The sequence below is a fragment of the Sporotomaculum syntrophicum genome (assembly GCF_009932395.1).
GTDB classification, from domain to species: domain Bacteria; phylum Bacillota; class Desulfotomaculia; order Desulfotomaculales; family Desulfallaceae; genus Sporotomaculum; species Sporotomaculum syntrophicum.
The window spans coordinates 79,905-94,728 of the sequence record NZ_LSRS01000001.1; the positions used below are offsets into that span (position 1 = coordinate 79,905).

At 40.7% G+C, this 14,824-nt stretch carries 20 protein-coding genes; all 20 read right to left on the bottom strand.

Features of this window, described 5'->3' with window-relative positions:
- Positions 1–1,065: glycosyltransferase family 4 protein (locus tag SPSYN_RS00450; protein WP_161820541.1), on the bottom strand; the 1,065-nt coding region annotated here is incomplete at its 3' end.
- Positions 1,058–1,981 carry a transketolase family protein gene (locus tag SPSYN_RS00455; protein ID WP_161820542.1) on the bottom strand — a complete coding sequence of 308 codons (924 nt, stop codon included), beginning with the start codon at positions 1,979–1,981 and terminating at the stop codon, positions 1,058–1,060. The genes SPSYN_RS00455 and SPSYN_RS00450, both read right to left, overlap by 8 nt.
- A complete protein-coding gene (locus SPSYN_RS00460) occupies positions 1,978–2,874 on the bottom strand; it encodes a transketolase (RefSeq protein ID WP_161820543.1) in 897 nt (298 codons plus the stop codon). Before SPSYN_RS00460 ends, SPSYN_RS00455 begins: the two co-directional genes overlap by 4 nt.
- Positions 2,871–3,602 (bottom strand): sugar transferase, encoded by a 732-nt coding sequence (locus tag SPSYN_RS00465; RefSeq protein WP_161820544.1) that lies wholly within the window; start codon positions 3,600–3,602, stop codon positions 2,871–2,873. The genes SPSYN_RS00460 and SPSYN_RS00465 overlap by 4 nt, the downstream gene beginning before the upstream one ends.
- Before the next feature lie 15 nt (positions 3,603–3,617).
- Positions 3,618–4,376, bottom strand: coding sequence for an SDR family NAD(P)-dependent oxidoreductase (locus SPSYN_RS00470; protein WP_161820545.1), 759 nt, complete (start codon positions 4,374–4,376; stop codon positions 3,618–3,620).
- A 793-nt stretch (positions 4,377–5,169) separates the two neighbouring features.
- A complete protein-coding gene (locus SPSYN_RS00475) occupies positions 5,170–5,526 on the bottom strand; it encodes a prepilin-type N-terminal cleavage/methylation domain-containing protein (protein WP_202623694.1) in 357 nt (118 codons plus the stop codon).
- Positions 5,527–5,819: 293 nt separating this feature from the next.
- The gene (locus SPSYN_RS00480) at positions 5,820–6,728 is read right to left on the bottom strand and encodes a tyrosine-type recombinase/integrase (protein ID WP_161820546.1); all 909 of its coding nucleotides are present in this window, start codon (positions 6,726–6,728) and stop codon (positions 5,820–5,822) included.
- A gap of 134 nt (positions 6,729–6,862) precedes the next feature.
- Entirely contained in the window at positions 6,863–7,174 is a 312-nt protein-coding gene (locus SPSYN_RS00485) for a nucleotidyltransferase family protein (protein ID WP_161820547.1), read from the bottom strand.
- Positions 7,162–7,389 (bottom strand): tyrosine-type recombinase/integrase, encoded by a 228-nt coding sequence (locus tag SPSYN_RS16305; RefSeq protein WP_341478844.1) that lies wholly within the window; start codon positions 7,387–7,389, stop codon positions 7,162–7,164. Before SPSYN_RS16305 ends, SPSYN_RS00485 begins: the two co-directional genes overlap by 13 nt.
- The gene (locus tag SPSYN_RS00495; protein WP_161820548.1) at positions 7,308–7,952 is read right to left on the bottom strand and encodes a tyrosine-type recombinase/integrase; all 645 of its coding nucleotides are present in this window, start codon (positions 7,950–7,952) and stop codon (positions 7,308–7,310) included. Before SPSYN_RS00495 ends, SPSYN_RS16305 begins: the two co-directional genes overlap by 82 nt.
- A gap of 551 nt (positions 7,953–8,503) precedes the next feature.
- Positions 8,504–8,761, bottom strand: a complete 258-nt coding sequence (locus tag SPSYN_RS00500) for a type II toxin-antitoxin system RelE family toxin (RefSeq protein ID WP_161820549.1) — start codon at positions 8,759–8,761, stop codon at positions 8,504–8,506.
- The gene (locus tag SPSYN_RS00505; RefSeq protein WP_161820550.1) at positions 8,751–8,963 is read right to left on the bottom strand and encodes a hypothetical protein; all 213 of its coding nucleotides are present in this window, start codon (positions 8,961–8,963) and stop codon (positions 8,751–8,753) included. The genes SPSYN_RS00500 and SPSYN_RS00505 overlap by 11 nt, the downstream gene beginning before the upstream one ends.
- Before the next feature lie 189 nt (positions 8,964–9,152).
- On the bottom strand, positions 9,153–9,422 hold the full coding sequence (locus SPSYN_RS00510) for a hypothetical protein (RefSeq protein ID WP_161820551.1): 270 nt from the start codon (positions 9,420–9,422) through the stop codon (positions 9,153–9,155).
- Between the two features lie 79 nt (positions 9,423–9,501).
- Positions 9,502–9,816, bottom strand: coding sequence for a tyrosine-type recombinase/integrase (locus tag SPSYN_RS00515; protein WP_161820915.1), 315 nt, complete (start codon positions 9,814–9,816; stop codon positions 9,502–9,504).
- 111 nt (positions 9,817–9,927) lie between these two features.
- Entirely contained in the window at positions 9,928–10,281 is a 354-nt protein-coding gene (locus tag SPSYN_RS00520) for a ribonuclease toxin HepT-like protein (protein WP_161820552.1), read from the bottom strand.
- Between the two features lie 30 nt (positions 10,282–10,311).
- Positions 10,312–10,677: a nucleotidyltransferase family protein gene (locus tag SPSYN_RS00525; protein ID WP_161820553.1), complete on the bottom strand. Its 366-nt coding sequence runs from the start codon at positions 10,675–10,677 to the stop codon at positions 10,312–10,314.
- A gap of 314 nt (positions 10,678–10,991) precedes the next feature.
- On the bottom strand, positions 10,992–13,076 hold the full coding sequence (locus tag SPSYN_RS00530; RefSeq protein ID WP_161820554.1) for a DNA topoisomerase III: 2,085 nt from the start codon (positions 13,074–13,076) through the stop codon (positions 10,992–10,994).
- A 164-nt stretch (positions 13,077–13,240) separates the two neighbouring features.
- Positions 13,241–14,011 carry a transposase gene (locus SPSYN_RS00535; protein ID WP_161820555.1) on the bottom strand — a complete coding sequence of 257 codons (771 nt, stop codon included), beginning with the start codon at positions 14,009–14,011 and terminating at the stop codon, positions 13,241–13,243.
- Between the two features lie 124 nt (positions 14,012–14,135).
- Entirely contained in the window at positions 14,136–14,408 is a 273-nt protein-coding gene (locus SPSYN_RS00540) for a HepT-like ribonuclease domain-containing protein (RefSeq protein WP_161820556.1), read from the bottom strand.
- Positions 14,408–14,695, bottom strand: a complete 288-nt coding sequence (locus SPSYN_RS00545; RefSeq protein ID WP_161820557.1) for a nucleotidyltransferase family protein — start codon at positions 14,693–14,695, stop codon at positions 14,408–14,410. Before SPSYN_RS00545 ends, SPSYN_RS00540 begins: the two co-directional genes overlap by 1 nt.
- Positions 14,696–14,824: the final 129 nt, after the last annotated feature.

Below are 14,824 nucleotides of genomic sequence, written 5' to 3' on the forward strand. Positions count from 1 at the left end.
AATTACTATTTGACGGTCAAATTCACGTTCTACCTTAGCTCGTCCCGCTATTCCCATTTGTTTTTTGTTTTCATATAGCAATTTGATGAATTTTTCCATTGTATTAACTAGAGCCGATGTATTCCTAACCTCAAAACCATAACCCGTTACCCCTTCATCAAAGGTTTCTCTGCAACCGGGAATATTCGAAGCTAGTACCGGACGGCCAGTTGAAGCAGCCTCAAGTAATACATTGGCCATACCTTCATGATAAGAAGGATGAATTAGGCAATGACTCTCCTTGATCAATTCATGAACCTGTTCCTGGGTTTGAGAACCGTGATAAATAACCGAATAGCTTTTTACCATATCTTCAATTTTCTTTTTATAATTTTCGTCCTCAACCCATCCAACAATATGAAATTCGATATTTTTGTATTGCACAGATAATTTCCTGATTGCTTCAAACATCTCATCAAAACCTTTGTCTTTGCGGACTCTGGATACAAGTATGAATCTTATTTTTCCATCATCTTTAGGATATTCTTCGAATTTATGCAAATCTAGATTTACTCCTGAGCCAGGCAATAAGCGATTATTTTTACCCACAATGTTTTTCTCTATAAAATATTTTTGGTTTACTTCATTTTGAAAGAATACACAAGACGATTTTTCATAAGCTTTTTTCTGAAGCACAAGCAATATTTTTTTAATGATATTTTCACTCTGAAACATACTACCTAAACCGGTAACATTATTTATATAAGGGATGTGCAGCTTTTGACAGGCTAGACTTCCATATATATTTGGCTTAGCAGTATAAGTAAGAACAACATCCGGATTAATTCTCTTAATTTGCTTTTTATATGAATATAGTAGAGCCAATTCTTTTAGTGGATTTATGCCCGATCTACTCAATTCTATTTCTTCAATTCTGCATCCTATTTTTTCGAGTTCTATGTTTCTTTCGTGTTGAGGAAGTGAGATAACCACTTCATATTTTTCAGCTACTAGTCTATGTAAAAGTTCACGCCGGAAGTTATAAATTGTACTGTTTTCATTGGCCAAAATTAATATCCTACTCACAAAATATCCCCTGAATTCTTTTAACAATTTTCTCGGCGCTCATCCCATATACATCTCTTAAGTACTTCTGAGACCCTACGATACTAGAATATCTATCATCCAACCCAATCTTTAATATTCTTGCCCTTGGTCCAGGCAATTCTGCCAAAACTTCTGAAACAGCACTTCCAAATCCACCGATTATGTTATGCTCCTCGACTGTAACAATTAATTCATACTGCTCAGCACATTCTTCTATCGCTGCTCTATCAATAGGCTTAACTATTGGAAATGTGTATAAAGCAGGATTAATACTATGTTCCTCCATTGATTGAATAGCATCTACTACTTCATCAAATATGGCACCAGTTGAAAATATTACGACTTTCTCTCCATTTTTTATCTTGATTGCTTTCCCTATTTGAAAGTCATCAATCTTTTCATGTATTCTCTTTTCCCCACCTCTACCAAGTCTTAAATAACAGGTACCTTGGTGCTGATAAATAGCTCTTGTAGCACATTCCGCTTCCACTAAATCTCCTGGTGCCAAAACAGTAACATCAGGTAAAGCTCTCATAATAGCTAAATCTTCAGTTGCATGATGGCTCATGCCAAGTGAACCGTATACAAATCCCCCGCCAACGCATACTATTTTCACATTAGCATTATGATAAGCACAATCATTTCGGATCTGCTCCAGGCATCGTAAGGTAGGGAAATTTCCTATGGAATAGGTAAATACAGCTTTCCCTTGAAGAGCCAATCCAGCTGCAAAGCTAGTCATATTCTGCTCTGCTATTCCTGCATTTGTAAACTGGTCAGGTAATTGCTCCCAAAAAGGCTTTAAAACACCAAAGCCTAGATCTCCAGTTATAAGGTGTACATTTTTATCATCTTTTGCTATATCAATTAATGTTCTTACAAACGTATCCCTCATAGTTTTTGTTCCTCTACTTCCTTTGTTGCGGCAACCTCTTTAAAAGATTCTTCTGCTCCGTACATATCAGTTATACCCTCTGGCATCTGTGCTCTTAATTCTGCAACCGCTGAATTATACTCCTCACCTTCATGTGGGAATCGGTAATGCCAAAGTATATCGTTCTCCATAAAGGATATTCCTTTGCCTTTTGTTGTGTTTGCGATAATTACAGTAGGCTTATCTATTGATTCTTTTGCTTTGATGAATGCATCTCTCAAAGCATCATGATCATGTCCATCAATATCTATTACATTCCACCCAAAAGCCCTCCATTTATCTGCAAATGGTGAAAGTGTTATTGTATTTTCACAAAAATCAAGGCTTTGCATTTTATTGTGGTCAATAACTGCAACCAGGTTATTAAGTTTATAATGATTAGCAACTAATGCTGCTTCCCATACAGCTCCTTCATCACATTCACCATCACCACAAATAACAAACACCTTATGTTGCTTGTTATCCTTTTTAGCCCCATAAGCCATACCAGCCCCTACAGATAACCCATGCCCAAGGGAACCGGTAGAAAATTCCACACCGGGAATACCCTTATGTGAAACATGACCTGATAATCTGCTACCATCGGCATAATGTGTTTTCAATTCTTCTACCTTAAAAAAGCCTTTTTCTGCAAGAGCAGCATATATAGCCGCACCAGCATGGCCCTTACTAAGTATAATTCTGTCTCTATCCGGCATTTTAGGGTCCGCTGGATCCACATTTGCAATGTCGTTATAAAGTACTGCAATAATATCTGCTACTGATAAAACTGCTCCAATATGAGACCCTTGTGATAAATGAGTCATTTCAATTCCATGGCGTCTTATCTTCCATGCAAGTTGTTCACTTGTCAATTTGAAAAACCTCCATATGTATGCTTTACTTCTCTACCCGCCGCAACCTCTCTGCCAGCCTCTGAATGTTTATTCTCAGCTTGTCTTATCTTATAAGCCTCAACAATATGAGCTATATCAGCAGGTAATTTTTCTGTTCGCGAAATAACTTTATAAATAGTCCAAAATATTATCTTTATATCATTGAGGAAGGAATTATGTTCTCTGTAGTACAATTGAAGCTGGAGTTTTAGTGGACGAATGTATTCCAAATAAGCTTCATCTGGATCCTTTGCTTTAGTAAATACCTCAAATTGATCAAAATTAGTTATTGATGCCCAATCTGTGATTCCTGGTTTCAAATTCAAGATAGGCTTTTCTTTTTCGGTATACATATCGACATACACTTGCAGTTCAGGCCTTGGGCCTACTAATGACATATCTCCAATCAATACATTAATAAGCTGTGGCAATTCATCAATTTTGGTGTTTCTTAAAAAATGGCCAATCAGTGTGATGCGATCATCGTTATCTCCTACATTCCATTTACCTTTTCCTTCAGCATCTTTAACCATGGAACGAAACTTAAATATTCTAAAGGGTTTGCCAAATTGCCCTACTCGTACGCCTCTAAAAAAGACGCCTCCGGGAGAAGTAGCAACAATAATAATCGCTAAAATTAAAAATAATGGAGATAAAATAATAAGACCTATTAAACTACATACTATATCGAATAATCGCTTTATCATTTTCTACCTCAACAACTACATATTTGCTCCATCTACCGGCACAAGGGCTGCCTGCATAAATGAAGCTTGTTCGCTAGCCATAAAAAGTACTACATCGGCGATTTCTTTCGTTGTGCCGAATCTATTTGCTGCTTGATGATGTCTTAAAAAGTCTTCACAACGCGCAGGATCTGTAACCGTATACTGGTCCCAATAGCTACCGGGAAAAGCTACAGCTCCTGGCATTACTGCTGACATAACAACTCCAGATGATGCAATAGTACGACCGACTGTTGTAACATAAGCATTTAAAAAAGCTTTTGCTGATGCGTACAATGGATTCCCTCGAAGCATAACTGCAGATATAGATGAAATATGTATTATACGCCCCCATCCCTTGTCTATCATTGGCGGTATTAATATATTATTCATGTCTATTGCAACGCCAGCATTAAACTTCCAAGCATGCTGCCACTCTTCTATAGTTCCTAATGCATTTCTGCTTACCAAAGAGCCTCCAACGTTATGAACTACAATATCAAAAACGTCACGTTCTTCAATTAATCTACGAGCTAATTGATTAGCGTCACTCTCCATAATATCTGCAACATAGTATGCATGGTCTGTAGCAAACTTCTGTTTCATTTCTTTGTCTAATTCATCTAATAAATTCTCGCTGCGGGCGATGGTGGTTACTCTCGCACCCTCTTGAGCAAAACCAAGAGCGATACTTTTCCCGATGCCTTTACTCGCACCCACAATGAGTACATTCTTATCTCTGATTCCTAAATCCATTCTTTAAGACCCCCACATTTGGTTAAATGCATTCAACTTTATCCTGATGCATTTATTTTACTAATCTATAGTTTTTAGTTGGTTAGTACTTAATTGGAGTTTTCAACGAACTTAATCCAACTAACTACTAGCCACCTAAAATAAAAAATTTACCATTTTTACTGTCGTAATCTACATATAGTAGTTGCAATGCATATTTTCGACCGGTTTATGCAACATCTAGTATTTATCCATAGACCATACTCACGGCTAAATTTTTTTGTCATATTTTGTCAAATTATGCAATATCTTGCATATCCCGTTTTTGCCTTCTGCTACATCTTGTGTTTTGCTTATCCCTTACGCATAATCACGTCGATTAATTTATTGTTTTACTACATCTTGCATAAAATTTTTATTTTCTTTCAGTTTTATGCTACATATTGTGGTCGGTATCCATAGACCATACTCACGGCTTAATTTTTTTGTCATATTTTGTCAAATTATGCAATATCTTGCATAACCCGTTTTTGCCTTCTGCTACATCTTGTGTTTTGCTTATCCCTTACACATAATCACATCGATTAATTTATTGTTTTACTACATCTTGCATAAAATTTTTATTTTCCTTCGGTTTTATGCTACATATTGTGGTCGGTATCCATAGACCATACTCACGGCTAACTATCACTATTCAAAACCAACCACTCTACGCAATATATAGTATACAATCAACTATTACATACTTTATATAAGTGATAAATTCATTCTCGTATAACAGCGAAGTACTTTGTATTCCTACAAAGTACTAGCTTTACAGATAAGGCACGCTTCCATCACCTTCATCAGCTTCATTTCCATTAACTTCATCTTTAGAATGCAAAAGGCATCTAACAACGCCATGTTCATATTTGATTTCACCATTAGCGGGACATATATTTCCCTTATGTTCTTGTGAAAAATCATTAAATATAAAAACCGTGTGTTCTTTGTTTTCCATGAGCAAATAAACATGATACATTCTTTCCAACTGCATACAATTGACATTACAAACTTGTCGAGTAGCTCTTTCCACATAATCAACATATAAAGGAACTACTATTGAAACAATAATTGCTATAACAGCTATAGTAACCATAAGCTCTATAAAACTAAAACCTTGATTATACACTTTCCAGATATACTTTTTTACCCCATTCGCATACTAACCTCAATTTTTTTCTAAAATTTAATCTAAACTAAAAAAGGCACCCCAATTTGCCTTCAATCCCAAATTGGCGTGCATTTCTAATTATTTATCCTCCGCATAAACAACCCCCACTACACATAACGTTTGCTAGAATTTAGCAAAAAGACACACCATTCACCATAAAATTTACATTATTCAATTGCTAGAGATCATAACGTTTGGGAACACAACCTATTCAGTTCTATTTATTTCAACAAATTAGTTAATTTTCCTGCTCATTCCTCCGAAAAAATTTCATCAATTAGTAAATTATAGATAGCTTGAGTTTCCTCGACCCGATCAGCCTTTGCAGCCAGTTCAAGTATGGCTTCCGGTGCTGTTCTGGCATAACGCCTGGTGGTCGATATATTTTCGTGCCCCAAAACTTCTTGAACCTTATCTATGGCAACTCCTTTTTGCAACAACTGGGTAGCTACAGTATGCCGGCAGCGGTGCGGTTGAAAATCAAGACCTGTTTGTTTTTTGCATTCCCTCGCCCAGTGACCATATTCCCTGGCATTTATACCTATAAGCAGGTCATTCAACAGCCGGTCTTGTCTTAACTTTACCAATTTCCTGGCTACATCAGCATCCATAACCGGAACATACCGTTCTTTATTTCCTTTGCCATGCTTTACCCTCAGTATATATCCACTAGTATCAAGCCTAATTAGGTCTCCGCAGGTTAAGGCAGTCATTTCACTCAAACGCAGGCCGGTAGCGAGCATAGTATGAAATCCTAAAGCCACCAGTTCTGGAATTGTAGTTAACCATCTGTTGAATATCTCAAGCTCCTTAGCTGTCATATATCTTGGTAGAGTTTGTCCTTCTTTAACTCGTAATCTTCGGGTATTCACAGGATTACCCGTTATTTCGCCTTCCTCAATTACAAAGTCATAAAAGCGTTTAACAGCTGAAACGGTATTATTGACAGTTTTGGGCTTAAGGCCCTCTTCTATATTATTGTTCCTAAATAACCTGATCTGTTGAGGGGTAACTTTGGTAAAATCCAGATTATTGGCTTCAATAAAGTGGATAAATTTGCTCAAGAAATGTGAGTGATTTAAAATCGTGGATTTTGCGTTATTTTGCATTTTTAAATCTAGTAAATAGTCCTTAACTAATTCTCTTAATTTGGATTCCATTTTTTATTCCTATGTAGGTTGCTAACTTTATAATCCATTCTTAGCACCAATTGATAAAGCAGCCATTCCTCTAAATGATTTTAATTGATGCAACTCTTTCCTTATGCGTGCTTCCAGCAAAATTAAGTTTGGCGTCATAGTTCCAACCCCTTTTGAAGAATATACTCCCGCACTTCAGGATCGATTCTTTCCAGCTCGATTAGGTCAAAATCAAATGGATGCAATATATTCATCACCTCAGCGTATACCCGCCAGAAGTTTATTTCGCTGTCCAGGTTTGCTATGGCTATGTCTATATCGGAGTGTTCCATGAACTTTTCTTTTTCCAGCAAGGAACCAAATAAGAACACTTGGCACTGATAATTTTGTTTTAAATGTTCCGCAGCCTTGTACGCCAAGGTGATGGCTTTTTGGTAGCGGGCTTTATACCAAACTACCGTAGCCAAAACCTGTACAATGCCCGCTGTTCTTTGACTTCATCAACCTGGGCCGCCAGTTCATAGATGGCTTCCGGGGCGGTTTTGGCGTAGCGCCGGGTGGTGGAGATGTCGGCGTGCCCCAGTACGTCCTGCACTTTGTCTATGGATACCCCTTTTTGCAATAGCTGCGTACCGGTGGTATGGCGGCACCGGTGGGAGTGGAAGTTAACCCCGGTTGCCAGGCGGCATTTGCGGGCCCACCATTTGAAGTTATGGCTGGCTCTTTGTCTCCTTTGCCATGGCGCACTCGGAAGACATAGCCACCGTTGTCCAGTACGATGATATCATTGGGGGTGACGGAGGAGACTTCGCTCACCCGCATACCGGTGGCCAGCATGGTACGATAGCCAAGGGCCATGTGCGGGGGTATGGTGTTTAGCCATTGGTAAAATTTTTCGAGTTCTTCAGGTGTCATGAAGTGGGGTAGCGATTGGCCATCCTTGACTCGCAGGCGGCGGGTAATAATAGGGTTGCCCCGCACCACTCGCTCGTCCACCAGAAAGTCGTAGAAGCTTTTTAGTGCCGCCAGCACAGCGTTAATAGTGGCGGGTTTTAAACCCTGTTCGACCAGGTGATTGCGAAATAGCTTAACCTGTTTTAAGGTCAGGGTGGTAAAGTCCAGTGTCTCTCTTTCGATATAAGACACAAATTTATCCAGGTGAAAGCCGTAATTGCTTAATGTATGTGCTGAGCTGCCTATCATTTTTAGTTCGATTAGGTAATTTTTAACTTGCTGGCGCAGCATAATTTACCTCATTGCCCAAGATATTCTAACTCCTGCTTATAATATACCAGATAACAGCCTCAAACGTACAAGGAATATATTTTGCTTATCACCTATGTATGGAGATAATGATAGGCACTCCAGTAACTGAAGTGCCTATTATCTTTATTCCAGAGTAAAAGTCGTGCAGTATTGATGCGTAAGCTCTTCACTTCGATTTTGGGCGGTTTTGAAAATGTCAAGGGCTTTTGAACGTTTCTCTAAAATATTTTCTATGATTAGTGTGGTGTTTTATGGTTGCTTAGATTGACGACATTGCTTTTAAATCAACTAAATAGTCTTTAACCAATTCTCTTAATTTGGATTCCATTTTTTTCCTATATAGGCTATAGCCAAAACGCTTCGATGTGTTTAATCTATATTCACTAATGCACCGGAGGATGCTTCGCACCTCTTTCCGCACTACTCGGATGCCTATATTATACCAGATTCTTAGTTGCTTATCTGCCTTTGCAGCCAGTTCAAGTATGGCTTCCGGTGCTGTTCTGGCATAACACCCGGCAGTTAGTATATTATTTATAAGCGTCACCACGAGAAGACACTTTTAAAATTATTATAATTAACTGATCACTGTCTATAGAATAAATAATACGCCAATCACCAACCCTGGTTCGCAATTCTCCGGGCAAACCTTTTAAGGGCTTGACATCACCCGCCCAGGGAGATTTTTGAAGTTCCTTGATACGTTTAATAATACGCTCCCGGGTGGGCTTGTCCATCTTTTTAATAACTTTTTGGACGGAATTAGCAATAACGACATTATAGCTCACGTTCCAAGTCCTCTAGGGTTATAAATTTCCCTTCAGCTATTTCCTGTCTTGCTTTTTTCAGTTCTTCCAACTCTTCCAGAGATAACTCCACTGGGGCCCTGGATAGAACTTTAACAAACTCTAATATCTCGCCCAGCCTATTAGCCGGCACGCTCTTAATTTCTCTCATTATTTCGTTCATAATAAGTTCAGGCTTAGCCACTGCAAAACACGCCCTTTTCATTAAAATAGGAAACTTCGTCTGTTCGTATTTTTGCACAGCACTCAAATCACAAATAATTCCAATTGCTCAACCATTGAACATTTTAATTTATACTAATAATTTTGTCAATATAGGTAAGTTATTCCGTTATAATATTAGCTAAGGGTGAAAAGAATTAACTAAAAGCACCTATAATATTTCCAGTATATTAACAACATTATACTTGCTGTTAAACTGTTCCGCACGGGCGGCCTGGTGTGCAGCCACAACTTCGTCCACCGCCCGGCTTATTTTGATGATCTGCCCGTATGATGCTTTAAGGTATTGGTAAGCCAGCCGGGTTTTTTCGGTCATGCCCCCAGGGGTTAAAATGTAGCGCAGGGTCCTGCTGGCAATTTGGCGCTGGGACATGTCTTTGTTTTTTTCTAAGTGGCTGAGTATTTCATATTCATTGTTCAATGTATTTCACCAGCTTATAAGAGTTGGAATGTTGGAAAGTAAAAAGGCTTTCAAACTTTATACTTTCCAACTTACCAAATTACCGCAGCCAAAACCTATACAATGCCCGCTGTTCTTTGACTTCATCCACTTGAGCCGCCAGTTCATAGATGGCTTCCGGGGCCGTTTTAGCGTAGCGCCGGGTGGTGGAGATGTCGGCGTGCCCCAGTACGTCCTGTACTTTATCTATGGATACCCCTTTTTGCAATAGCTTCGTACCGGTGGTGTGGCGTCTCCAGTGGGAGTGGAAGTTAACCCCGGTTGCCAGGCGGCATTTGCGGGCCCACCACTTGAAGTTATGGCTGGTTCTAGGGTGGTAAAGTCCAGTGACCGGCTTTCGATATAAGACACAAATTTGTCAAGGTGAAAGCCGTAATTGCTTAATGTATGTGCTGAGCTGCCTATCATTTTCAGTTCGATCAGGTAATTTTTAACTTGCTGGCGCAGCATAATTTACCTCGTATCTTTATCCCTGCATCTCAGGCAATAGGTCAAGAAAGCTCTCCAAACTATCTTTAAACTCCTTGAACGTTGGAACTAATTCATCCACTAAAGTTTCCATTCTTGCCCATTCAAGTTCATAACCGTAAAGATTGCGAAAACGATGCCTGAAACCCAGATATTGCTGAAGCTGTTCTGCCAGGTGGCTATTAATTACGGCAGGTCTTTTGGATGGAATATTCAAAACCATTTGCTCCAATAGTTCACGGTGCCACCCTTCTGATTTTGGTACCACCTGATCAATCTCACGGGCTATACTTGTAAAAATTTTTTCTATTCTGGAGTAAAAGTCGTGCAGTATTGATGCGTAAGCTCCCAACGCGTGCTTCCAGCAAAATTAAATTTGGCGTCATAGTTCCAACCCCTTTTGCAGAATATAATCACGCACTTCCGGGTCGATTCTTTCCAGCTCGATTAGGTCAAAATCAAATGGGTGCAATATATTCATCACTTCCGCGTATACCCGCCAGAAGTTTATTTCGTTGTTCAGGTTTGCTATGGCTAAGTCTATATCGGAGTGTTCCATGAACTTTTCTTTTTCCAGCAAGGAACCAAATAAAAACACCCGGCATTGATAATTTTGTTTTAAATGTTCCGCAGCCTTGTACGCCAGGGTGATGGCTTTTTGGTAGCGGGCTTGTAGTTCCTGTTCTTTTTTCTTTTTTCGCTTAAGCCACCCGGCGCGGTAGCCGGCCAGCTGCTCAGGTGTTAGCATATTTACCACCTCAAAAACATTATACACAAAAAAGCCCGGTATAAAGGCTCATCCGCATGGGTAATGATAATTACATATTACCATATTATACTATAACATTATACCTTAGGTTTGGGATGTTATTCTTTCAGTCCAGCTTGAGGAAGGCGGAAGAATGGTTATAAAGACCAGGCAAAGAAACAGGTTTATTGACAAAGGCATCGTAGCCAGAACCAAAGGTATATTGGCCGATATGGATATGAGTGGTGAGGAATACGGTTAAAACACAGGGGGACGGTTCNNGGAACCGTCCCCCTGTGTTTACTCTTGTTTTTTCACTTGGTAAACAAGAATTCAACTTTGCCGTTATTAATTTGTAATGCAGCCTCAAACTTTTTGCCGGCTTTAGAGGTAAAGCCCTTTATGATGCCGGTTTTACCTTTTTTCAGCAGTGTTTTAGCCCGGCTTTGGGTGATACTTTTACCGGCGATTTCCTTCCAGATAACAAATTTACAGCCTTCTTTGTAACCGCTGCAGCCGTAGCCTTTTTTGCCCTCTATTACTGCCCTGCCACAAAGAGGACAGTTACCCAATGTTTCTCGGCCTGTTTGGACCTGATTACCGACCGCCTGGCTGCGGGCTAGTTCAACTATCTCGGCAGTTAACTGTTTAATGCCCCTCATAAAGTCCCCGGGGTCGGTCGTTCCGGCTTCTATACCGGCCAGTGTTTTTTCCCATTGGCCGGTAAATTCAGGGTTCTTGATTATTTCCGGTACCAGGTCGATCAGTGTTTCACCCTTTAGGGTGGGTACTAATATTTTCTTTTGTCGTTCGATGTAACCCACCTTGATCAGGCGCTCTATGATAGCCGCCCTGGTAGCCGGGGTACCCAGGCCGTGCTCCTTCATGGCCGCTTTTAGTTCCCGGTCTTCCAGAAGGCGACCGGCCCCTTCCATAACCGCCAGCAGGGCGGCTTCTGTATAGCGTTTGGGGGGCTTGGTTTCTTTTTCCTTGATTTCCGTTTTGGCCGTTTGGACTTGTTCCCCCCTGCTCAATTCAGGTATTACACCGGTATCTTCACTTTCATCGGTATTATTTTTCACGCTTTCGTAAACCGTTTTCCAGCCCTTGTCCAGTTCCACTCTGCCGGTAGTAAGGAAGGTTTCACCGGCGGCTTCGGTTATCACTTTGGTTTGCTTGTACCTGGCGGCCGAAAAGAAAATAGCCAGGAACCGTCGCGCTACCAGGTCATATATTTTACGTTCGTCCGGTGGCAGTTTGGACAAAACTGGCTTGATATCCGTAGGTATAAGGGCAGTATGGTCGCTTACTTTACCGTCATCCACGTAACGCTTGCCCGGGGTGTTGGCCGCCCTGGCGGTGACGGTATATGGCTCATATTCGGCAACGCCGGCCAATGCGGACAGGCGGCCGGGAATGGTTTTAGCCAGTTCCCTGGTTAGGTGGCGGCTGTCCGTGCGGGGGTAAGTTAATAATTTCCTGGTCTCGTACAGGGACTGGGCAAGTTCCAGTGTCCTGGCCGCCGACAGGCCGTATTTTTTATTGGCTTCCTTTTGCAGGTCGTTGAGGTTAAATAAAAGTGGCGGGGTCTCCGCAACGTCTTTCTCCTCCACCTCCAGCACACGGGCCGGTTGGTTATTAACCCTGGCCTGCATCTCCCGAGCAGCCTGGAGGGCATGGAACCGGTTTTGTTCGCCGTTAAACCACCTGCCGGTGTATGCTTGTCCGTTGTTTTTAGTAAACTCGGCATATAGTTCCCAGTAAGGCTCGGGTACAAAGTTCTTTATTTCGCGCTCCCGGTTGACAATGAGCGCCAGGGTGGGGGTTTGTACCCGGCCAATGGATAATAATGTGTTATGTTTTACCGTAAATGAGCGGGTAGCGTTAATTCCAATCAGCCAGTCGGCCTGGCTGCGGGCTTCTGCAGCCGCTGCCAGGTTATTAAACTGCTCACCGGGCTTGAGTTTCGCAAAGCCCTGCCGAACCGCTGCCGGAGTGGTTTCCGATAGCCAGAGTCGCAGAAAAGGTTTTTTGCAACCGGCAAGGCGGTAAATATAGCGAAAGATAAGTTCACCTTCCCGCCCGGCGTCGGTGGCGCAGATAAGCTGTCCAATGTCAGGTCTGTTAACCAGTTGCTTAACGATTTTAAACTGCTTAATTGTCCTCGGGTTGGTTTTTAGTTTAAAATTAACCGGCATTATCGGCAGCGCATGCAGGGTCCATTTTTTTAGCTGAGCGTCATAATCCTCCGGTTCGGCCAGGCCTGCCAGGTGACCGATGGCCCAGGTGACTATGTATTCGTTATTTTCCAGGTAGCCGTCTTTTTTCTGGAAGCTGCCGAGCACTGCGGCCAGGTCGCGGGCTACCGATGGTTTTTCGGCAAGTATAAGTTTTTTCACTCGCTCTCACATCCTTTGGGACACAAGGGACACAAGGGGACGGTTCTTTTGTGTCATCGTTTTGTGTCTGTATTTGTGTCATCATCTCTTATCATTTTGTGTCATCAATTTTGTGTCCTCATCTCATTGACACAAAAGAACCGTCCCCTTGTGTCCCCTTCCACCTAAGCCTTGCGAACAATGTGGAACGGCAAACCGGTTATCCTGCATATTTGCCGCAGGCTTAATCCTTCGTTTCTTAAACGACTCAATATGATATTTCGTGCATCCTGGTCCATTATATGTAAAGACGTTACCGGCTCCCCATTCATTGTTTTCCTGATGATTTCATATGCTGCGCTTTCACTGACTCGTTTGGTTGTATCGTAATCCAGGCAGCGGTCTTCGTTACCCTCTTCCGTAAATTTTCGAAGTTCTTCAATTGCTTTTCCCTTTTCATTGTGTAAAATTCCTAAGAGCAACGTAGTATCAGGAAATTTAGGAATATTTCTATCTGCACCATAATAAGCGGCGCAGCTGCTCCATTTATATTCTTCCGGCTTGCCGGTAATGGAGGCCTTGATTGGATTCCGGTGGATATAGCGAATTACTGTCAGAAGGTATGCGTCGTCCTCTATGCATTCACTCTTAAATCGATCTTGAAATACGTGGCCGATTCTTTCGTATTTCCGGTTGTACCAGTATGCATAACTTATACCTAAGCGTTTCATAAATACCGATATATCTCCATTGTCTTCTCTTAACAACAAATGAACATGATTCGTCATCAAACAGTACCCGAGTATGCTTACTTTGCTTTCCAATGACAATTTCTTTACGGTTTCCAGGTATTTCTGAAAATCATCTTCTTCATGAAATATATCCTGCTGGCCGATTCCCCGTACTATAACATGGTAGATTCCTGTTTCACTCTTCACTCTTGGCTTCCTGGGCATTTATCACATCCCCCTTTATCATATTCTACCAGCACAAGGGGACGGTTCTTTTGTGTCATCATCTTGTGTCTATATTTGTGTCATCATCTCGCATCATTTTGTGTCGTCATTTTGTGTCATCATCTCATTGACACAAAAGAACCGTCCCCTTGTGTTTTTTTTGAATTAACATATCTCTCATACCAGCGATAAGCTTCCAGGGTATATTCGGATAAGCATCTCTAGTTGAATTAGAGATTTTTTTTGTAGCCTCCCCAATAATTTCAATCCTTCTAATTACAGCGTCCTGAGTCTGATTTGAAAGAGTGAAATCTTCAAAAGTGATATCTTGAATGTATTGCTCAATGAATTTTATGCTTTCCAATATATGGTTAAGATAAACCTTATCGTCCTTCATTAAAAGATATCCCTCTTTTCTTTTATTACTTTATCTCTTAAATAGGAAGATAAAGCTTTTTCAGTTACCACATCTACATTTTTTTGAAGGACTTCTTTTAGCTCGTCCCTTAATTTAATGCGGGTTAAAAGGGATTTCTTTACCTTTGGGGAGTATTGAATCAAAATATCAATATCAATGTTCGCGTTTTGTTCTCCCCTAGCATATGAACCAAAAATTGAAGCTTTTACAACTCCGTATAGTTTTAAAATAGGAGTAGCCTTTTGTTGTATAAAATTAATATCCATAATAAATCACCTAGTTTATTATAACGTATTAATCATTCTAATTCCAGTAATGACACAAGGGGACGGTTCTTTTGTGTCATCATCTCGCATCATTTTGTATCGTCATTTTGTGTCATCATCTCATTGACA